General features: G+C 50.5%; 22 protein-coding genes and 2 pseudogenes. 13 read left to right on the top strand and 11 right to left on the bottom strand.

Annotation, left to right across the window (positions count from 1 at the left end):
* The first annotated feature begins 477 nt into the window (after positions 1-477).
* Positions 478-777 (top strand): helix-turn-helix transcriptional regulator, encoded by a 300-nt coding sequence (locus CS369_RS02400; RefSeq protein WP_307833640.1) that lies wholly within the window; start codon positions 478-480, stop codon positions 775-777.
* The gene (locus tag CS369_RS02395; RefSeq protein WP_196905849.1) at positions 722-1066 is read left to right on the top strand and encodes a S24 family peptidase; all 345 of its coding nucleotides are present in this window, start codon (positions 722-724) and stop codon (positions 1064-1066) included. The genes CS369_RS02400 and CS369_RS02395 overlap by 56 nt, the downstream gene beginning before the upstream one ends.
* A gap of 583 nt (positions 1067-1649) precedes the next feature.
* On the opposite strand, the gene CS369_RS02390 is transcribed toward CS369_RS02395, so the two are convergent.
* From CS369_RS02390 to ibpA, 8 genes and pseudogenes are all read right to left on the bottom strand, one after another.
* Positions 1650-2288, bottom strand: coding sequence for a metallophosphoesterase (locus tag CS369_RS02390; protein WP_196905848.1), 639 nt, complete (start codon positions 2286-2288; stop codon positions 1650-1652).
* Positions 2289-2981 (bottom strand): VUT family protein, encoded by a 693-nt coding sequence (locus CS369_RS02385; RefSeq protein WP_196905847.1) that lies wholly within the window; start codon positions 2979-2981, stop codon positions 2289-2291.
* Between the two features lie 301 nt (positions 2982-3282).
* Complete coding sequence (dcuR, locus tag CS369_RS02380) at positions 3283-4005, bottom strand: two-component system response regulator DcuR (RefSeq protein WP_196905846.1); 723 nt, start codon at positions 4003-4005, stop codon at positions 3283-3285.
* Positions 4006-4007: 2 nt separating this feature from the next.
* Positions 4008-5612, bottom strand: coding sequence for a sensor histidine kinase (locus tag CS369_RS02375; RefSeq protein WP_196905845.1), 1605 nt, complete (start codon positions 5610-5612; stop codon positions 4008-4010).
* A gap of 113 nt (positions 5613-5725) precedes the next feature.
* Positions 5726-7138 (bottom strand): annotated as a pseudogene (locus CS369_RS02370) (anion permease).
* Positions 7139-7524: 386 nt separating this feature from the next.
* A pseudogene (locus CS369_RS02365) lies at positions 7525-9209 on the bottom strand (putative transporter).
* 198 nt (positions 9210-9407) lie between these two features.
* Entirely contained in the window at positions 9408-9863 is a 456-nt protein-coding gene (gene ibpB / locus CS369_RS02360; protein WP_196905844.1) for a small heat shock chaperone IbpB, read from the bottom strand.
* Positions 9864-9982: 119 nt separating this feature from the next.
* Positions 9983-10396 (bottom strand): small heat shock chaperone IbpA, encoded by a 414-nt coding sequence (ibpA, locus tag CS369_RS02355; protein WP_196905843.1) that lies wholly within the window; start codon positions 10394-10396, stop codon positions 9983-9985.
* Positions 10397-10685: 289 nt separating this feature from the next.
* Here ibpA and CS369_RS02350 point away from each other — a divergent pair, with 289 nt between their 5' ends.
* The 3 genes from CS369_RS02350 to CS369_RS02340 all read left to right on the top strand — a co-directional run bounded on the left by CS369_RS02350 (position 10686) and on the right by CS369_RS02340 (position 13180).
* Positions 10686-11039 carry a YceK/YidQ family lipoprotein gene (locus CS369_RS02350; protein ID WP_196905842.1) on the top strand — a complete coding sequence of 118 codons (354 nt, stop codon included), beginning with the start codon at positions 10686-10688 and terminating at the stop codon, positions 11037-11039.
* Positions 11040-11147: 108 nt separating this feature from the next.
* Positions 11148-11351 (top strand): hypothetical protein, encoded by a 204-nt coding sequence (locus CS369_RS02345; protein WP_196905841.1) that lies wholly within the window; start codon positions 11148-11150, stop codon positions 11349-11351.
* A gap of 221 nt (positions 11352-11572) precedes the next feature.
* Complete coding sequence (locus CS369_RS02340) at positions 11573-13180, top strand: ABC transporter substrate-binding protein (protein WP_196905840.1); 1608 nt, start codon at positions 11573-11575, stop codon at positions 13178-13180.
* 38 nt (positions 13181-13218) lie between these two features.
* Here CS369_RS02340 and CS369_RS02335 read toward each other — a convergent pair whose 3' ends face one another.
* Complete coding sequence (locus CS369_RS02335) at positions 13219-13521, bottom strand: FCD domain-containing protein (protein ID WP_196905839.1); 303 nt, start codon at positions 13519-13521, stop codon at positions 13219-13221.
* Positions 13522-13530: 9 nt separating this feature from the next.
* Positions 13531-13851 carry a GntR family transcriptional regulator gene (locus CS369_RS02330; protein ID WP_196905838.1) on the bottom strand — a complete coding sequence of 107 codons (321 nt, stop codon included), beginning with the start codon at positions 13849-13851 and terminating at the stop codon, positions 13531-13533.
* A gap of 248 nt (positions 13852-14099) precedes the next feature.
* Here CS369_RS02330 and CS369_RS02325 point away from each other — a divergent pair, with 248 nt between their 5' ends.
* Genes CS369_RS02325 through CS369_RS02295 form a run of 8 tightly spaced genes read left to right on the top strand, consistent with a single transcriptional unit; the run spans position 14100 to position 18875 of the window.
* Positions 14100-14516 (top strand): hypothetical protein, encoded by a 417-nt coding sequence (locus tag CS369_RS02325; RefSeq protein ID WP_196905837.1) that lies wholly within the window; start codon positions 14100-14102, stop codon positions 14514-14516.
* Entirely contained in the window at positions 14479-15309 is an 831-nt protein-coding gene (locus CS369_RS02320) for a MalY/PatB family protein (RefSeq protein WP_196905836.1), read from the top strand. Before CS369_RS02325 ends, CS369_RS02320 begins: the two co-directional genes overlap by 38 nt.
* Before the next feature lie 13 nt (positions 15310-15322).
* Positions 15323-15667 carry a hypothetical protein gene (locus tag CS369_RS22890; protein WP_244664726.1) on the top strand — a complete coding sequence of 115 codons (345 nt, stop codon included), beginning with the start codon at positions 15323-15325 and terminating at the stop codon, positions 15665-15667.
* Positions 15668-15700: 33 nt separating this feature from the next.
* Positions 15701-16021, top strand: a complete 321-nt coding sequence (locus CS369_RS22885; RefSeq protein ID WP_244664725.1) for a hypothetical protein — start codon at positions 15701-15703, stop codon at positions 16019-16021.
* Positions 16022-16071: 50 nt separating this feature from the next.
* A complete protein-coding gene (locus CS369_RS02310) occupies positions 16072-17190 on the top strand; it encodes an FAD-binding oxidoreductase (protein ID WP_196905835.1) in 1119 nt (372 codons plus the stop codon).
* Positions 17174-17476: a (2Fe-2S)-binding protein gene (locus CS369_RS02305; RefSeq protein WP_244664724.1), complete on the top strand. Its 303-nt coding sequence runs from the start codon at positions 17174-17176 to the stop codon at positions 17474-17476. Before CS369_RS02310 ends, CS369_RS02305 begins: the two co-directional genes overlap by 17 nt.
* Positions 17455-18609 (top strand): FAD/NAD(P)-binding oxidoreductase, encoded by a 1155-nt coding sequence (locus CS369_RS02300; protein WP_196905833.1) that lies wholly within the window; start codon positions 17455-17457, stop codon positions 18607-18609. The genes CS369_RS02305 and CS369_RS02300 overlap by 22 nt, the downstream gene beginning before the upstream one ends.
* A complete protein-coding gene (locus CS369_RS02295) occupies positions 18606-18875 on the top strand; it encodes a (2Fe-2S)-binding protein (RefSeq protein ID WP_244664723.1) in 270 nt (89 codons plus the stop codon). Before CS369_RS02300 ends, CS369_RS02295 begins: the two co-directional genes overlap by 4 nt.
* 99 nt (positions 18876-18974) lie before the next feature.
* Here CS369_RS02295 and CS369_RS02290 read toward each other — a convergent pair whose 3' ends face one another.
* Positions 18975-19328: a hypothetical protein gene (locus tag CS369_RS02290; RefSeq protein ID WP_196905832.1), complete on the bottom strand. Its 354-nt coding sequence runs from the start codon at positions 19326-19328 to the stop codon at positions 18975-18977.
* Positions 19329-19453 lie beyond the last annotated feature (125 nt).

The raw sequence follows: 19453 nt of genomic DNA, 5'->3' as shown, positions 1-19453 counted from the left end.
TCGTGGCCTTTCTTATTTCACGTGAACGTACTGATTACTCACAATACTGGCGCAGCGCGTCTTGTTTCTCCAACAGCAGACGATAGAGAGAACCTGGCTGACCACTAACGCCGCAAAGAATATTCATGGTTGAAAAAACGATTACCTCACATTATCCCAAAGACGCTTTCACACATAAGAAAGCGATTAATTCGCACACGTAAACACTAAATAGCAAAGCGTTTCATTTTATCTGACTAAAATATTATATTCACATCTATTTAATTGTAACTATAAGGTATTTTTCAAAAAAACATCCCTGGTGCTGAATACCAAAAATCAGGTGTAATTCAACTAGCAAACCTAGTTATAATAAATTACGATGTTATGATAATACCCTCTTGGATAATATATCATCAACACTAATATTATAATGCAATCAAAAAATGATATTGCTGAAGAATAAATAGATAATCATCTGAAAAATATTAGTAAAAAATTAAATTATTTGATGTCACTAAAAATACAGATACACAATCAATCAGCGATCGAACAGGAGTTGGCATTGCGACCATTAACAACCTTAAGAAGGGGCATGGCAAACCAACAATTATGACACTGTCTTCAATAGCCGATTTCTTTCAAGTAAGCATATGGGATTTAACTGACAACAATCTTTCAGAAGAATCCAGCTATCATGGAAAAGTAAAATCATTACCCTTGATAAGATATGATGAAATAGATGGATATCTCGCTAAGACCTTCTTTGCTACAAAAACATACTCCACAGAAGATTGATAATCTGCAAGATGATTCTTTATTTTCCATAGAAATATCAAACAATGCGCTATCACCGGAGTTTGAAAGAGGAATCATCTGCATTGTATCAGCTAATGAAAATGTTTGTGATGGCGATATCGTATTAGTAAAAATCAAAGAATATCCCATATGCTTTCGCCGCGTTTTTATTCGTGTTAATGGGTTTCAGTTCTGCAATATTTCCTTAGAGTCAGAGATTAACATTACTGAATGTACCGAATATGTCATCATCGGCGTATTACTTAACAAAATAAACAGGTTAAAATGAATGGGATTTTATTTATTATTCATAATAAAAAATCAAGCGTGTTTTCTCTCCGGCCTTAATTTATACGCTTGATAGAACAATTAACTATACAACTGAAATAAACTGGGTTTTTAAAGAGTATGGCACTCATACTTTTGTAAAAAAGAATTGGGCGCAACTAAAAGACGGTGACTTTCTACGACAGGTAAACCCAAGAGATATAGCGCTTATCGCTGAGATTGAAGCGATTAGAAAAATAAATAGCGATAAATTTTATATTAGTAAAGAAAGTAGAATGGATATATGGACATTAACCAGCAAAGGGAAAAAAATCACTATCACTGGTCAATAATTTATCAAAGATCGCGAAACTGTAAACTGCACAGATGTCATGGATGCCTCAAGAATAGCCTATCATACCGAATTTAAAAAAGGCAGAGAGATCGCTGAATATCTTTCCACCCCAAATTTACAAAAAAAGAAAGAGGTACACCGACATTAACCATTATTAAATAAAATGAGTTTCTATAAATACATTTTCATAAAAATCGATAATACTGAAACCAGAATTATTCACAATATTGACAGTTGATGTCCCATTTACTTACTGAGAGCAGAGTGCAGGAGATACAGAAATCAAAATGTTATTTATCTTACGCTGAAACAAAGTATGAACATGACCCGTACCGATAAATCTTACTCGGCCATTATGACAAATATTAAGCAAATCATCGGCATTCACCAGTTTACAGACATCAACTAATGGTGTACCAACAGGTATCAGATGATGATGTAAGAAAATTGCAATATTCTCACATGCCGTGCCTTTTAAACCCTCCCGCAGCTTATACAATGTCTCTTTTCTTATTACCCCATAGTCTTCCCCCGGTACAACACTGTTTAAGCCAAATAACGCCCATGATGCACTAGATAGCTGTTCTACAGTCACTGCATTCTTGGCAACTTTGATTGCAACATCTAAATTCCCTATATCATCGTGGTTTCCGGGCAAAACAGCATGAGGAAGACTCAGCTTATCCATATTTTTAAAAAACAGTTTATAGCTTAATGTGCCGCCATCATGAGAAATATCTCCTGTGACAATGATATGATCAACATTAAATATTCTTCTATTTTCATTAAAATAACTGATGGAATTTATAAAACCTTCATAGTGAACTTTTGCCTGCACGCTACTTTCATTTGAAAAAAGATGTGTATCGGTGATGTGTAAAACTCGCACTTAATCTTCCTTATCTTTTTGAGCACCATAAACATTAAATGGGTTGTATGATATTTTAAAATCAAAATGATTTATTTTTTCTACTTTCTTCACTAACCCTACCAAATATATTGCCAAAGGCAATAACAAAATAGAAATAATCACCTTATAACTCCATGTGGTGGATATTATATTTACTAACTCATCAAAAGAATACTTGCCAGAGAGGCTAATAGGATAAGATGTCAGCAATAATGCAGCTTGAGTGCACATTGAACCGAGAACATAACGGACAAAAAACCATTGGCCGGAGAATATCACTTTCATTTTAGATATAATGAAGCCGTTTATAAAATAAGAAATAGGGACTGAAAGCCACGATCCTATCATTACTCGCCAAAAGTCATGATAAAGCCCGTAGTAGTGCTTTGAGATATCATTATTATTAATTTGAATCAATGCATTTATATTTAATAAAATGACATATAACGACTGACAAAAAACCATGATCCATATAGAGCGGACAGCCAGTCTGTATCCATAAACCTCAGTAAGAAGCGTTGAAAACAAAAAGCAAAACGAAAAAATAATGCCGCTTGCTGTTATTTTAAAATCAGCTATTTCGTAAACCTTATATACAAGCGTATCGCAGGTTACCATTATGGTCACATTTAAACCGACAAATAGGCCATACAGCTTGAGGTCAGAGCGCATCCATACTCATCTACTATTATATTTTCTTACACTATATTTAACGTATAGTCACTGCACAAAACCAGATTCTGAAAAACGAATTAGCTTTAGCAACTACTGAGTCAACTTAGCATCACCGGTGATTATTTTTTTATAGAAAATACTTCTTTATTGAGTCTTGATTGAAATACGAAAAAGGGAGAAGACTGTATGGAGATACCAAGACCAAACCGATGATAATGTGCGGATAAAATAGAAAGAACATGATGGTAACAACATCGCACTATCGCCTATACGATAGCGCGATGAGAGAAACAGCATACTACTCGCAATACTGGCGCAGCGCGTCTTGCTTCTCGGGCAGCAGGCGGTAAAGGTACACAGGGCGACCAGTCGATCCGTAGAGGATATTGGTGGCGAGAATATTGGTATCAGCAAGATATATCAGATACTTACGACATGATACGCGAGAGATGCCAATCGCGTTTGCCAGCATTTCCGTGGAAAATTCAGCCCCTTGGTTACCTTCAATCCATTCACAGATGGTGCGTAGCGTCAGGCTGGTCAGCCCTTTCGGCAGTTTTTTACGCTCGCCGGCCACACCGCCGCTGGTGCGACGAATCAGGCTATCAATATCCGACTGAGCAACAAATTCTCGATGTTTCAGCAGGTTTGCTTCTTCGCGATAGGCGGTCAGCGCCTGTTCAAAGCGAGAGAACTGGAACGGTTTGATCAGATAATCAACCACGCCATAGTGCAGTGCTTTCTTAATGGTGTACACATCACTGGCGGAGGAGATGATAATCACGTCCGTTGGTTCGCTGAACTCACGAATGGTCGGCAGCAGATCCAACCCGTCATCCTGCTGCATATAGATATCGAGCAGCACCAGATCGATCTCAGAGTCTGGCTGCATCAGTAAATTTCGCGCCTGCTGTAAGGTTGGCACCATTGCATAACAGTTGAAACCGGGCACCTGGCTCAGATAGGAACGGTTAAGTTCTGCAACCATGGCATCGTCATCAACAATCAGTACATTTATCATGGTTAAACAGCCTTGGCTTGATAAGGGATATTCACGAAAAACTGGGTATACACCTCAGGTTCCGACTCAAAATCGATACTGCCGCCCACTTTTTCCAGGCTTTGCTTGGTCAGGTAAAGACCGATTCCGCGCCCGGATCCCTTGGTGGAGAATCCTTGTTCATAAATACGGTGCTGATTTTCCAGTGTAATACCGGGGCCATCATCGCCCACGATGCAGTGCAAGCGCCCATCCTGATGATGGAAACTCACGCTGATTTCTCCGTTTTCCATGTTACTCATTGCATCCATGGCATTCTCAATCAGGTTGCCCAAAACGGTGATCAACTCATTGGTGGCATCCATATCGTCGGTTTCAGGCAACAGGCTCTCTTCGGTTATCGACAGTTGTATGCCAAGATCGCGCGCCCGGTTGATTTTACCCAGTAAGAACCCGGCAATCACTGGCGATTTCACCTTGCGAATAATCGAGCCAATTTCTGCCTGATAGTTGTTCGCCGTTTTTAAAATATAGTCTTCCAACTGCGAGTAGTATTTCAAATGGAGCATGCCCAAAATCACATGCAGCTTGTTCATAAACTCGTGGGACTGTGCCCGTAGCGCATCGGCGTAATAGGACATCCCCGCCAAGCGCTGCAACAACTGGCCAATTTCAGTCTTGTCGCGGAACGTGGCGATAGCACCAATCACGTTACCTTTCACCGTCACTGGCACGGTATTAGTCAGCAGCAAATTGCCGTTGATATTGATCTCTTCATCACGCTGAGCGATACCTCTTTCCAGCACTTGCCTGAGGCGAAGGTACTCCATCCACTGCTCGCTGATGGTTTCTGCCGACGCATTGGCCGCCATATTGCCCTGTCGTAACAGCCTGCGCGCTTCATCGTTAATCACCGTAATACGGCCGCTGTCATCCACGGCAATCACCCCTTCCTTAATCTGTTTCAGCATGGCGTTGCGCTGCTCAAACAGATTGGAAATCTCATAGGGTTCAAACCCCAGCATGATGCGCTTGTGGATTTTCACCAGCACCAGCGTTCCGAGTCCGTCAACCAACGCCCCGGCCAGCAACGCCCAGAGGATCATCCAGCGGTTTTCACTGATCACTTTCTGCACGCTGGTCAGCGCAATCCCTAACGCCACAACGCCGACCTGCTTGCCATCATTATTAAAAACCGGTGTAAACACCCGCAGCGCCGGGTCCAGCGTACCACGGTTGATCGAGGTATTTTCCAGCCCAAACAGCGCAGGATAAATGTCGTGCCCGGCAAAATGTTCACCGATACGCTCCCGTTCCGGGTGAGTATGTCGCACCGTGTCCATGTCAGTCACGGTGACAAACAGCAGCTGATTGCGGTGCGTGATGGTCTCGGCGGCGCGCTGCACCGCTTCGGGGTTACCCAATCCTTGCAACTCATCAATCACCACCGGAGAAGCGGCAAAGGTGCGCGCAATGGCAAACGCCTTGTTGCGCAGGCTGTCTTCGGAGAGTTGGTTAATGCGGAAAAACAGCAGAGCGTAGACCACCAGCAACACTGCTCCTAGCACGACAGAGACCATCAGAAAAACGGATGTTCCCAGCTTCATCGGTGCTTTTGTCCTGCTCATGTCTTGCTCCGGAATCACCTTGGATATCCTTATCTTAACCTGTTTTGCCGTATTTATCGTCCTGCGTTATTGCCCCGCGCTACGGGGCAATGAAAATCGCAGTCTGACGGGGATTACCAGAATCCCAATACCTTCCACCACATGCCGCCAATACCCAGCCAGATAGGAATCACGACCAGGCTGATAAAGAAGCCAATTTTCCACCAGGTTGCCAGCAGCATATAACCACATCCAAACAGGATCGGTGCCGGACCGCTTGAGTAGTGCGTGGTGGACATGAACAGGTTACTGAAGATACCAAATGCCAGCACGGTCAGCATCGGCGGTGCGCCTGCCGCTAAGGCAATGGAAACGAAGATGGCATACATGGCGCTGATATGGGCAATCGCACTCGCCATCAGGTAGTGGCTGTAGTAGTAAACCAGCAGCAGGATGCCAAGCATCGGCAACCAATGGAATCCGCTGACAGCGTTGCCTGCCAGTTGACCTAACCAGGCAATCAGCCCCATTTTGTTCAATTGCCCTGCCAGGGTCATCAGCACGGCGAACCATACCACGGTATGCCAGGCTTCTTTCTCGCCAACCACGTCATCCCAGCTCAGCGCACGGCTCAGCAGCAGCACGCTCAGCCCCGCTAGCGCGGTCAAGGTCGCATCGATATTCAGCGTGGAGCCCAACACCCAAAAGGTGACCAGGCCAAGGAATACACCTAATACCACCCATTCATCGCGCGTCATGCGCCCCATCTCACGCAAACGCTCCACGGCAATGGCACGCATTTCCGTGGTCTGTTTCAATTCAGGCGGATAGAAGCGATAGATGAGATAGGGGCTCAGTGCCAGAGACAGGATACGCGGCACCAGCGTAGCCAGCGCCCAATCGGTCCAGCTGATGTGAATACCGAGCTGCGCCGCCAGTTTCGCCACCATCGGGTTACCGGCCATGGAGGTCATGAACATGGCTGAAGTAATGGCGTTACACTGGAAAATGGACTACACCAGAAACGGCCCGATACGGCGCTGGGTGCCTTTCTCCGGCGTAGAATCATAGACCTCGGAGATAGAGCGGAACAGCGGAGTGATGATCCCGCCACAGCGCGCCGAGGTGGAAGGCATAGCCGGAGCAAACAACAGGTCAGTGAACACCAAACCATAAGCCAAGTCGAGCAAGCTGTTACCCAGTTTGCTGATGAACAGCAAACCGATGCGGCGCCCAAAACCGGTTTTGATAAAGCCGCGCGAGATAAAGAAGGCACAGGCGATCATCCAGATGGTAGGATCGCTAAACCCGGCCAATACGTCTTTAATCGAGAGCAAACCAAGGATCGCCACGGACGTCAAACTGAACATCGCCATGGCACCGAGGGGATACGGAGAGAGGATAAGACCAATAACGGTGGCAATGAAGATAGCCATTAGATGCCAGGCATCAGGCTTGACGCCCTCCGGCACGGGTAATAACCATAACGCGACAGCAATACCGATAATGATGAGGAGCTTAACTAACCTGCTACTGTTTGCAGACATAAAAACACCACGCTAGAAGATTAAAACGGAATTCATTTTTTCCACCCAATAAAGTGCGGAGGAGCGGTGTTTCGTTATTCTTCCTTCATCACCCCGATTACCAATATCTTATTCTCTTGATTGTCATTCTAATTCGGTAATAAGGATATTTTGTAAAGCGGATACATCAGTAGCAGAAAAAAAGGCGAGAAAACAATTGGTCAGGGTATTTTTCTCGCCCCATCAAATCGTATGATTAACGTAGAACAATAGAGCAAACGGCAGTTGAATGATCATTGTTTTACTTACTAAAAAGATTTAATAGTTTAAATATATTTTTCATTTATCATGATGTGTTCTGAAAAAAAGCGTGATCAGTCACGGGGTAATAAATGGAAATTAAGTTATTAGAAAAAGTGATGCGCGAAATAAGATAATAACCCAGTAAATAATACCGCCAGCAGTTGAGGGGACATGATGCGCAGAAACATCGCCAGAGGATAAACCGTCGCATACGAGAGCGCGGCGGCCCCGCTGCTGGCGTGCAACCCGTTGGCGAAGGCGAGCGCAGGCGGGTCCGTCATTGAGCCTGCCAACATCCCACACAACGTCAGGTAATTCATTTTTCCGAGCGTTCGTGCCAACACGCCAACAATTAACAGTGGGATGATAGTGATACACGCGCCGTAGGCTACCCACCAGATACCTTCGCCGTACAGCAGGGTATCAAAAAAATCACCGCCCGATTTTAGTCCCACCACGGAAAGAAACAGCACAATGCCCAATTCGCGCAACGCCAGGTTCGCACTGGGCGGCATAAACCAGTAGAGCTTCCCAATGCCACCGATTCGCCCAAGGATTAGAGCCACCACCAAAGGCCCCCGGCTAATCCAAGCCGCAGAGCGACGGGGAAACCGGGAATAAACAGGGGCACTGAGCCTACCAGCACGCCAAGGCCAATGCCGATGAATACCGGCAGCATTTGTACCTGCTGTAGCTTCTGTTGGGCGTTGCCAACAATATCCGCTACCGCATCGATGGCCGCCTTGCGTCCCACCAGGTTAAGAATATCGCCAAACTGCAAGGTGGCATTATTGCTGGCGACCAATTCAACACCGGCATGGTTGAGCCGTGAGATCACCACGTCATAGTTCTGCTTCAGGTTCAACTCACGAATTTTTCGCCCAAGCACCTTGTTATGAGTCACGACCACACGCTCAACGTGCAGATCCGTACCACGCGTGGAGAGAGACGTATCAACCTTATCGCCCATCACCAGGCGAGCCTGATCCAAATCATGCCGGGCTCCCACCAGATGCAGATAATCGCCCAATTGAATCAAGGTGGCAGGTGCGGGCACCATCAGCGTATCGCCGCGTTTCAGGCGGGAACAGACAATCGCATCGCTATTGAGCATCGGCACATCCTGAATGGCCAACCCCTGCAAATTCGGGTTGTTCACCTTGATGTTCATGGTTTGCAACTGCTCATGGTGATGGCCGTTGCTATTATCGAACTGCCTGGCTTCCGCCTCAACCATGATGCGAAACCCCACGCGCAGCAGCCACATCACTAGCAAAATGCCGCAGATGCCTAGCGGATAAGCCACCGCATAACCCGTGCCCATCAGGGTGACCTGCGTCGGATTAGAGCCTAAATCGGTCAGGATCTGCTGCCCGGCTCCCAGAGATGGCGTGTTAGTCACCGCACCGGAGAAAATCCCCAGAATAATCGGCAATGGAACGGCAAACAGCTTATGAATGATGATGGTGACAATACAGCCCAACAGCACGGTCAGAAGCGCGAAGCCGTTTAGCCGCAGGCCGGAAACGCGTAATGAAGAGAAGAAGCCGGGACCCACTTGAATGCCGATGGTGTAGACAAACAGGATAAGCCCAAACTCCTGAATGAAGTGCAGCATGTCGTTGTTGAGGGTGAACTGGAAATATTGGGCAAAATGCCCCACAACAATGCCACCAAACAGCACGCCGCCAATGCCCAACCCAACGCCGTAGATACGCCAATTGCCTATCCACAATCCCAATACTGCTACTAACGCCAGCATACTCACGGTCAGTGCGATATCACTCATAGCCGTATCCTTGTGCAGCCGTCTTTCGCTTGAAAATCAGTCTAGACCTACGCGACAAAAGCGCCACTGACAGGCAGTCTGGCAGAAGGGGAAGCGAGAATCCGTGCCTTCCAGCACAAATCCTTATGGGTGATGAGGAAATAAAAATCCCCGGCAAAACCGGGGATGGATAACAGACTCACCGCGTTATTTTGCGGATTAAGCATCGCTGGCCGATTCAGGTGCGTGCGTCAACTCAGGGCGGCTACCGCCAATGGCGATACGCTGCGGTTGCAGTTCTGCCGGTACTTCACGTACCAGATCGATATGCAGCAAACCGAGTTCAAATTTCGCCTCGGAGACAGACAGGTGCTCCGCCAGCGTAAAGCTCAGGGTGAACGGTTTAAACGCCAGACCCTGATGCAGATATTTCACTTTCTTCTCCGGCAGCGTCGGCGTACCGCTTACCGTCAGACGCGGCCCTTCCATTTCGATCGCGAGTTCGCTTTGCTTAAACCCGGCCAGGGCCAGCGTGATGCGATAGTGGTTGTCGTCTTTTTTCTCAATGTTGTAGGGAGGAAACTCAACGGCCTCCTGACTGCCCTGCATTGAGCTGGCCAATTTGTCAAAACCGATCCACTGACGCAGCAGAGGTGATAAATCATAGTTACGCATTTAATGTGACTCCTTCTTTGAAGCGAGAGTGTGCCTTCAGATGAGCAGGCAGGCTCCACCGAATTCGCCCCCTAACGGCGGGCGGGCGTTAAAACTGGGTGTTAAACGTTAACGTCGTCTTACTTGATATCAATACGGCGCGGCTTCATCGTTTCCGGCACCACGCGCGCCAGGTCGATGTACAACAAGCCATGTTCCAGATTGGCACCAGTAAGTTGAATGTGCTCAGCCAGTTGGAACTTACGCTCAAAATTGCGCTCGGCAATGCCCTGATAGAGATAGTTACGTGTTACCGGCTCACCGCCGTGTGCGCCTTTCACAATCAGCAGATTGTCATGAGCGGTAATCTCCAGCTCATGCTCGGCAAAACCCGCGACAGCGATGGCAATGCGGTAATGGTTGTCATCCACCAGTTCAACATTGTAGGGAGGATACCCACCGTTACCCTGACTTTGTCCGGCTTCCAGCAGATTAAACAAACGATCGAAACCGATAGCGGAACGATACAGGGGAGAAAAATCGAAATTGCGCATTACAGCCTCCTAAACATTCAGCGAGGATTGATATGAGCCTTCTTTGATAGACAGGCCACACACCCCATCAACTACCCTGTCGGCGTAGCGTCATAATCTGGGGCTACAATAAAGATGGGGACCGTGCTCAAACTTTCAAGGCCGCGATCGAAGCAATTTTTCCTTTTCCGAAAAATTTATCGGAAAATGAAGTACTACCATCACAGCACAAAACATGACATCTTATTTAGAGCCCGTTATACCGTGGCAAGGCCTGGCGTAAGCCGACCATTTCTCAATGGACAGCGATATGAAAGTACTGAGACGTACTGCACTCTCTTTGTTGATAGCTGGAAGCGGGCTAGCGCTTACTGGCGGTTGTTCCAGCGTGATGACACACACCGGTCCCCATCAAGGTTACTATTCCGGTACGCGTGCCAATATGGACGCACTGCACAGTGAAGATGCCAGTTGGGCCATGACGCCACTGGTAATCCTCGATATGCCGTTTTCTGCCGTTATGGATACCTTGCTGCTGCCTTATGACTATTCTCGCTCGGGCAAAGAAAAGCCGGACGATTCGTTACGCGCACGCATCCACCACGATGAACCACTCCCCATCATCCCCGCGAGTACCGTGCAATCCAGCACTGCGCATCCGTAGCCTGTTTGCCATACGGTCTATCAAACAGACCGTTTTTTGACAGGCATACCTTTATTTATCAGCATAATAGCGCCGTTATTTTGGGGACATATTGCCACCTGAGCGTCTATGGATATGATGTTAATGAAGCTAGACAGTCTTTCCCGCGTGTTCCACGTCAGTAAAGGGGAATTTATACCCCACGCGCTTCAAAAACCTAACCGCCTGAACCAACTCGATCAGATAGATAACGACGGTATTGAATTGGCACGTTACCAGCGTATGCCGATGCCCCCGAGGGTACGGTCGCCTTTCGCCAACCGACTCGAGTGAAAAGCGTGTGGCTTCACGCCTCTCAGAAAATGATTGTGCTCGGGAAGGAAGAAAAAGCTCTGTGAGAGGTTTAATAGTCGACATAGACAGGCCGTGTGGCGTGCATTTCCAGTTTACGCAATTGGTTATCCCATAAAGTTTATACAATATAAAATATATATTTGTTAGGTTGAATTTCATTCGCTCGCTTTTGCTTTTTTGATCTTCAACCAGGGGGTTTTATGTCATGGTTTACCCGTTTGTCTCGCTGGGGAGGCAACGCTCTGCTGCTTTCAGGATGGCTGGCTGCCAGCGCACACACTGCCACCACGCCGCAGCGTGGCGGTGCACTGACGCTGATACTGTCCAGTGAGCCCTCCACATTAGTTTCACTCGCGACCGTCGCTCAACCGGCGATTGCGGTCAGTGGCAAAGTCACGGAAGGGCTGCTGACCTATGATTACGACCTTAATCCACAGGCGCAACTGGTAACGTCCTGGGATATCAGCCCCGATGGAAAAACCTATACTTTTCATTTGCATCAGGGGGTGAAATGGCACGACGGCCAGCCTTTTACTTCCGCTGACGTGGCCTATTCCATTCAGTTACTGAAACAAATACACCCACGCGCCAGAAGCACCTTTGCTAACGTTAACGACATTAAAACCCCCGATGCGCTGACTGCCGTCTTTGAGTTATCACACCCGGCCCCTTATTTGCTGCGCGCGTTTGCCGCTGGTGAAACACCGATTCTGCCAAAACACATCTATGACGTGCCGGGCAGCGATCCGCTGAAAAATGCCAATAACAATGCGCCAGTCGGCACCGGTCCGTATATTTTCAGCGAATGGGTACGCGGTAGCCACATTGTCTACAAACGCAATCCCTACTACTGGGATAACCCAAAACCCTATCTGGACCAGTTGATCGTCAAGTTCTCGCCGGATGCCGTGGTGCGAACGCTGGCGCTGGAAACCGGTGATGCGGACATCGCTTACCGAACGCCGGTTGCGCTGAGTGAAATTGCCCGATTGAAGAAAGAGGGCAAGCTGGGCTTTGAAACCAAAGGGAACAATTACTCTTACAGCGTCACATCGCTGCAATTCAATCTGGATGACAAGATTTTCAAAGACCTGCGCGTACGCCAGGTGTTTTCTCACGCCATTGACAGGGATGCACTGGTGCGCATTGCCTACTTTGGCCTGGCGACGCCCACGGCATCTCCCGTTGCCCCCGGTTTGAAAACCTTCCACGATCCGTCGCTGACCCCGTATCCCTTCGATCTGGCGGCCGCTAACCTCCTGCTGGATGAAGCCGGATACCCGCACGGCGCAGACGGCACTCGCTTTAGCATCACGCTGGACTACAACACCTATGACGATGCTTTCCGTCGTATCGCCGATTTTACACGGGCGGCACTGGCAAAAATCGGGGTTGCGGTAACGCTGCGTTCATCGGACATTTCGTCGCACACCAAACGCGTGTACACCGATCGCGACTTTGCGCTGGCGCTGAACATGTTCGCCAACTTGTACGATTCAACCGCAGGCGTACAGCGTCTCTACTGGTCGAAGAACTACCGCGTCGGGTTGCCGTTCTCCAACACCTCGCACTACGTTAACCCCGAAGTCGATCGCCTGCTGGAAGCGGCGCAGACAGGAAACGACAATGCCAAACGCATCGCGCAGTTCCGCCAGTTCCAGCACATCGTGATGCATGACGCGCCGGACATTAACCTGCTGTCGCCGCAGTTCATCACCATTTACAACCCGCGCGTTCACGACCATTCGCCAACGGCAGATGGTGTTGAAGGGAATCTGGCGGGAGTATGGGTAGAACCTAAGCCGTAAGAGGCCCCCCGCTGTATCAGCGGGGGAGGCTAACCGGATCAGTACGCGTGCAAGGAGGCACGCGCACCGTTCAGGTGACGGGCCAGCAGTTCCGCGCACAGATCGCCGTTGCGCGTCTCAATGGCGCGCAGAATTTTACTGTGCTCTTCAGCCACGCGCTGCCAGTCGCCGCTGCGCGCATTCCACTGATTTTCTTTGAAACGCGTGCGATACAGACGGGCATTGAGATTATTGTGCAGCTCGATCAGTGTGGCATTGTGCGAAGCGTGTACCAACGCCTGATGAAAGGCTTGGTTGGCATGAAAATAGCGCAGCGATTCTCCTGCGTGAAACGCCGCCATCAGCGCCTGTTACTGCTGCTGCAACGCGAGCAGATCGTCTGGTGTCGCTTGCAACGCCGCCAGAGACGCCACCACCACGCGCTTATTGGGGCGCAAATCCACCAACCCCTGGGCCGCCAGCATTTTCAGCGCTTCACGCAGCGGAGTTTGCGAAATTTGCAGGGTACTGCAAATGCTTTGCACATTGATGGGATCGCCGGGTTGCAGGATATCCTGCACGATCAGATCGCGCACATAGTCCGCCACGCGGTCGGTCAGAGGCCGCCGGTCAACCACCACAGCGGGAAGGGGGGCCGGGCTGGCCCGGTTTGCTGCGTCAGTCTGATCCATAGCGCCCTCATTGCTGATTTATCGGCCAGGATAACCACACTGCCATATGCGTTAAATGGCAATGCATAGCTGATAAAGTTTATACAATATAAAATATATATTTGTTAATTTGACCGCAACTTAGCCAACCATGATTGGCTTGTCAACGGCAAATAAAACAGAAGGAATCCTCATGCATCTGCGCATTGATACGTCGGTTTCCTGGCTGAAAATGCCCTTGCCGAAACGCATCCCGCAGGTGGTATAACATGAGCACGCATTACGATGCCGGTATCGCACAACAGTTTGCCGAGCAATACACGCTGCCGCTGGAAACGTTGCGCCGTCGCCAAAGCATGAAGTGGCAGTATCACGCGCTGGAGATTCTCCCCGCCTGGGTGGCGGAGATGGATTTTGCCCCAGCGCCTGCCGTTGCTGACGTATTACGTCACTGGTATCTGGCTCAGGATACCGGCTACCCTTACCGGCAACGCGACCGGGCGGAACATCTGCTGGCGCGCGCCTTCAGTCGCTATACCGCACGCGAGTTTGACTGGGAGACTGACCCTGCCAACGTCTTGGCGCTCAACGAATTGGTGCAGGCAGTCTATTTGCTGATTCTGGCATTCAGTGAGCCAGGTGACGGTATTGTGCTGCAAATCCCCCAGCTATCCGCCCTTTTATGATGCCATCAATGACACCGGCCGCCGCTTACAGGCCAGCCCACTGGTGGACAACGGTCAGGGCTATGAAATCGATTTCGATCATCTTGCCAACCAGATTGATGCCAACACGCGCATCCTGCTGCTGTGTAACCCACACAACCCCACCGGTCGCGCACTGCGGCGTGATGAGCTGGAAAAGCTGGCCACACTGGCCGAAGCCCATGATTTGATCGTGATTGCCAATAAGATTCATGCCGATCTGGTGTATCCCGGACAGGAACATATTCCGTTTGCTAGGGTGGCACCGGGCCTTGCGGCACGCACCATCACCCTGAACTCAGTCAGTAAGAGTTTCAATATCGCTGGACTGCGCTGTGCACTGATGTACTTCGGTGACGGCGTGTTAAAACAGCGCTTTACCCAATGTCTGCCCGCCCGGATTTTAGGCTATCCCTCCGGTATCGGCATTGATGCTACCGTGGCCGCCTGGGATCGCGGCCACAGTTGGCTGGAAGGCGTACGCCATTACCTGCTGGAGCTGCGTGAGCAAGTGATCACCACTGTACGTACCGCACTGCCGGAGGTTCGCGTCCACACCCCCGAAGCAACCTACTTCGCCTGGCTGGATTTTAGCGATCTGCTCTTACCTAGCGCCGCAGGCGCGTATTATCTGGAGCATGCCAAAGTGGCGCTCAGCGCGGGTGAAACCTTTAACCCCGGCGCAGAAGCCTTCGCACGCCTCAACTTCGCCACGTCAAAGGTGCTGCTGCAACAAATTCTGGACGCAGTGATTGCCGCCTCAAGGCGCGCTTAACGGAACCCTAACCATGTCAGACATTCACACTGGCTTAGCCATACCACCGGCCACACTCGGTATTTTGATGGTAAAAAACCATTTTCGCCGCTATCTGGGCGATATTGGTAACCCCGGCACCTGGTCGTTCCCGGTACGCTATCGGGTGGTGGAAGAGGCCATCCCACAGCGGATGGGGCACCTCGATCAACACGATTTGCTGGAGCCGTTCAAACGTGCGGCGCAGGCCCTCATCGACGAGGGCGTTAATGGGCTGACCACCAGTTGCGGCTTCCTCTCCTACTACCAGCAAGAGTTGGCAGCCTGGTCACCGGTGCCGATTGTCACCAGCAGCCTGCTAAAATACCTGCTGGTATAGCGCCTGCTTCCCACCGGGAAAACACCGCTGATTTTGACCTTCAACGATCGCGCACTGCGCGGCGATTATCTAGAAAAAGTCGGTATTCCCGGCGATGCGCACGTGGTGGGGATGGCCCTGGATTCCGAGTTTGTGCGTTCAATTCGTGACGGAGACGACAGCGTCCCGTATGCTATTTTACAGCAAGAAGTGCTAGCCACCGCACAGCAGGCGCTGGCGCGCTACCCGCAAACCGGGGCATTGGTGCTCGAATGCATCAACCTGGCCCCCTTCAGCGCCACGCTGCATGCCCGCTTTGGTTTGCCGGTCGCTGGTACGCTGGTTCTATGGCGCACTGCAACCGAGAGCTTATGATGGGGGAGATAATTGGTACCGGTAACAGGTTTTCATCAGGTAACCCCTTCATGACACAACGCTATGACGTTATCGTGATCGGCGGAGGCATTGTCGGCCACGCCATCGCTTATGGTTTGCAGCGCCAACGCGCCCATACCGCGATTCTCGACGGGGGTGGTACGGATTTTCGCGCCTCGCGCGGCAACTTCGGTCTGATTTGGGTGCAGGGCAAAGGCGTCAATTGTCCGCCTTACAGCCAACTCTCCTGTCTGGCACCCACGCGCTGGCCCGACTTTGCGCAGCGCCTACGCACTGAAACCGGTATTGATTGCGGGTTGTCTCAGCCCAGTGGCATCAATTTCTGCTTAACATCCGATGCGCTGAACAGCGCGATACGCAACGTCAGCAAGCTGCAACAGGGCAACCCGGATTTTCGCTATGAGGTATGGGATAACGCCACGCTGCGCCAACATGTGCCTGAAGCATCACGCCAGATAGCCGGTGCTATCTATTCTCCCCATGACGGCCATGTCAATCGGCTGCTGACGCTGCACGCACTGTCCTACGCCTTTCAGCAGGAGGGCGGGCACTATTTTCCATCCCATCCGGTCAGTGAGATTGAAAGCCATCAGGACGGTTTCACCTTGCACACGCCACAGGGCAAATGGCACGCCAAACGTATCGTGCTGGCCGCAGGGCTGGAAAACGCGCGCCTTGGGGCACAGGTCGATCTCCCGATCCCGATTGAACCGGTGCGCGGTCAGTTATTGGTGACCGAACGCCTGGCTCCTTTTCTGCGCTATCCCTCCAACCTGCTACGGCAAACGCAGGAGGGCACGGTGATGATTGGGGACTCGCAAGAGCACGTCGGGTTTAACACCCGGACGCAGCCCGAGGTTCAACAGCATATTGCCCAGCGGGCAATACGCGCTTTCCCCTGTCTGGCCCACGCACAGATTGTACGCACCTGGGGGGCGTTGCGTATCATGACGCCAGATGGTTTGCCGGTTTATGATGAATCCCGTCGCTACCCCGGCGCTTTTGCCGTCACCTGCCACAGCGGTGTTACGCTGGCAGCGCTGCATAGTGAGCTGCTTCCGGCGTGGGTTTTAGGCGGTGCACTTCCTTCGCTTTTCGAGGTATTTCATGTCCAGCGTTTCCCGGTTCCAAATGCTACCCACGGTTGATGCACCGCAAATCACCCTGTGGGTGAACGATGAGCCAATTACCGCACGCGCTGGCTGGACGCTGGCCGCCGCGCTGCTGGCAAACGGCATCACCACCACACGCCATACTGCCATTGATCAGCAACCGCGCGGCCCGTTTTGCATGATGGGTGTCTGCTTCGAATGTCGTGTCACGGTAGATAATATTCCCAACGTGCAATCTTGCATGACGCTAGTGCGTGACGGTATGAGAGTGACCCTGCCCCAGGGCGCGAGGGTGCTATCATGCCCCAGACCAGGACAGTGAATACGTGCGATCTGCTGATTATTGGCGCAGGCCTGGCCGGGCTGAAAGCCGCGCAGATCGCCAGCGCAGCAGGCTTATCCGTCTGGCTGGCCGATGAAAATCCGTTACCGGGCGGCCAACTGCTGCGACAGGTCACCCAGTCACCGTTTGCCAACCCACAAACCCTGTTCGGCGAAGAGTACAGCGTACGCCGTAGCCTGGCAGAAGTCGCCTTCTCACCCCGCGTGTGCTATCTGGCGCGTACTGCCGTCTGGCAGGTGACGTCGGAGAAACAGGCCTATCTGCTGGAACAGGGCGATTCACCGCGCCAACGTGTGGTGCAGGCGCGTTTTATTCTGCTGGCCACTGGTGCACAAGAACGCAGTTTTCCACTGCCGGGCTGGACATTACCTGGTGCGATGACGGTAGGTGCCGCACAGCTGTTAATGAAATCAGCGGGATTATTGCCCCCTGCGGACAGCATTCTGGTGGGCAACGGCCCACTGTTGTTACTGTTCGCCGCACAAGTGATTCGCGTGGGAGGCCGAATTCAAGCGGTGCTGGACACCACGCGCCCGCAGGATTACTTGCGGGCACTGCCACGCTTGCCGAAGGCATTACGTCATACCTCACGCGATCTGTTCAAAGGCATCAAGCTGCTGCGCGAACTGCAACGTGCTAAAGTGCCTTATTATTCCGGTGTGACCGATATTGCCATCGAAGGAGAAACGCAGGTCACCGCCGTGCGCTTTTCCCATCGAGGCCATCCGATACAGCGCGTTACCTCAACGGTATTAAGCCATATCGGGGTGATTCCGGCCACGCAGTGCGCCAATGCCCTCGGTTGCAAACTGGTTTGGGATGATGAGCAACACCACTGGCAGCCGGAAGTAGACGAACGCCAGGAAAGCAGCCAACCCGGTATCTATCTGGCAGGAGACGCGGACGGCATTGAGGGCGGAGAAGCGGCAATGCTCAGCGGGCAGCTTGCCGCACTAAGCATTGTGCATGCAGCGGGTAAGCTCCCAGAAGATGACTATCACAACAATGTACTGAACTGCCGCAACAGCGCGCCGAGCTGCGTTCGCTGCGCCCCTTTTTGGCAGCGCTTTATCCCATTCCCAAACAGGCACAAAAACCCCATGACGACGTGACCATCTGCCGCTGTGAACAGGTGAGTGCCGGGGAAATTCGTCAGGCCGCGCGCGCGGGTTGCATCGGCACGAATCAGTTGAAAGCGTTTACCCGCTGCGGCATGGGCCCCTGTCAGGGACGGATGTGCGGACACAATGCGGCGGCTATTCTAGCCGACACGCAGCAGCGCCACGTATCAGAAACCGGATACGTGCGCGCCCGTTTTCCCCTTAAGCCCGTCACGTTGGCGCAATTGGCACTCAGCGGTGACGATAGCGAGACATAAATATTGGCTGGTTCCAGTAGGCGTTATTGGCGCAGCCCGTTTGGACGCGGGCAGCGCGTGCACTGTCGGGTTCAGCCCAAGGTGCAAAGGGGGTAGACGTTAAATCTCTTCAATACACTTATCGCCGATGACCTCGGCAATTTTCAATTGTGCGAACGCTTCTTTAATAAATTCGCATCGGTTCAATTTGTCTGCATTACGTCCGTGAATAAACGTCACTTCGATAAGGGTACGGTAGTGACGATTATCCTCATCAAGCCACTCCTCCGTCCCTGCAATTTTATTATCTTTCACGGTGAGTCGGTCGGCATAAAAACCGGAATATAAATAGTAACAACCACAATAATAATTATCGTGGGCCACACAAATGATATCCCAATATTGACTCAACAACGCGTTAACATCTTCCTTATTTCTATTACTGCCAAAATATAAAAAATAGGATCGCTTCACGCAATGTGCCTCTTGTTTTTTTAATCGCGTATTACACTGTGTGTTCAGTACTCGCAAACACGAAAACTGATGGGGTTGCCAATCAGCAGCCATGAAAAAAGTATAATAGTATCAATAGTATACAC

It is taken from the genome of Candidatus Symbiopectobacterium sp. 'North America' (assembly GCF_015762685.1).
Taxonomy (GTDB): Bacteria; Pseudomonadota; Gammaproteobacteria; order Enterobacterales; family Enterobacteriaceae; genus Symbiopectobacterium.
This window is presented reverse-complemented; position numbering and strand designations above follow the sequence as displayed.

What these genes read in the sequence shown, in the direction of transcription:
- CS369_RS02395 (WP_196905849.1), top strand. Translation starts at nt 722, where the DNA reads ATGGATATCTCGCTAAGACCTTCTTTGCTACAAAAACATACTCCACAG.
- CS369_RS02385 (WP_196905847.1), bottom strand. Translation starts at nt 2,981, where the DNA reads ATGCGCTCTGACCTCAAGCTGTATGGCCTATTTGTCGGTTTAAATGTG.
- dcuR (WP_196905846.1), bottom strand. Translation starts at nt 4,005, where the DNA reads ATGATAAATGTACTGATTGTTGATGACGATGCCATGGTTGCAGAACTT.
- CS369_RS02375 (WP_196905845.1), bottom strand. Translation starts at nt 5,612, where the DNA reads ATGAGCAGGACAAAAGCACCGATGAAGCTGGGAACATCCGTTTTTCTG.
- ibpB (WP_196905844.1), bottom strand. Translation starts at nt 9,863, where the DNA reads ATGCGTAACTATGATTTATCACCTCTGCTGCGTCAGTGGATCGGTTTT.
- ibpA (WP_196905843.1), bottom strand. Translation starts at nt 10,396, where the DNA reads ATGCGCAATTTCGATTTTTCTCCCCTGTATCGTTCCGCTATCGGTTTC.
- CS369_RS02350 (WP_196905842.1), top strand. Translation starts at nt 10,686, where the DNA reads ATGAAAGTACTGAGACGTACTGCACTCTCTTTGTTGATAGCTGGAAGC.
- CS369_RS02345 (WP_196905841.1), top strand. Translation starts at nt 11,148, where the DNA reads ATGGATATGATGTTAATGAAGCTAGACAGTCTTTCCCGCGTGTTCCAC.
- CS369_RS02340 (WP_196905840.1), top strand. Translation starts at nt 11,573, where the DNA reads ATGTCATGGTTTACCCGTTTGTCTCGCTGGGGAGGCAACGCTCTGCTG.
- CS369_RS02335 (WP_196905839.1), bottom strand. Translation starts at nt 13,521, where the DNA reads ATGGCGGCGTTTCACGCAGGAGAATCGCTGCGCTATTTTCATGCCAAC.
- CS369_RS02330 (WP_196905838.1), bottom strand. Translation starts at nt 13,851, where the DNA reads ATGGATCAGACTGACGCAGCAAACCGGGCCAGCCCGGCCCCCCTTCCC.
- CS369_RS02325 (WP_196905837.1), top strand. Translation starts at nt 14,100, where the DNA reads ATGAGCACGCATTACGATGCCGGTATCGCACAACAGTTTGCCGAGCAA.
- CS369_RS22890 (WP_244664726.1), top strand. Translation starts at nt 15,323, where the DNA reads ATGTCAGACATTCACACTGGCTTAGCCATACCACCGGCCACACTCGGT.
- CS369_RS02310 (WP_196905835.1), top strand. Translation starts at nt 16,072, where the DNA reads ATGACACAACGCTATGACGTTATCGTGATCGGCGGAGGCATTGTCGGC.
- CS369_RS02305 (WP_244664724.1), top strand. Translation starts at nt 17,174, where the DNA reads ATGCTACCCACGGTTGATGCACCGCAAATCACCCTGTGGGTGAACGAT.
- CS369_RS02300 (WP_196905833.1), top strand. Translation starts at nt 17,455, where the DNA reads ATGCCCCAGACCAGGACAGTGAATACGTGCGATCTGCTGATTATTGGC.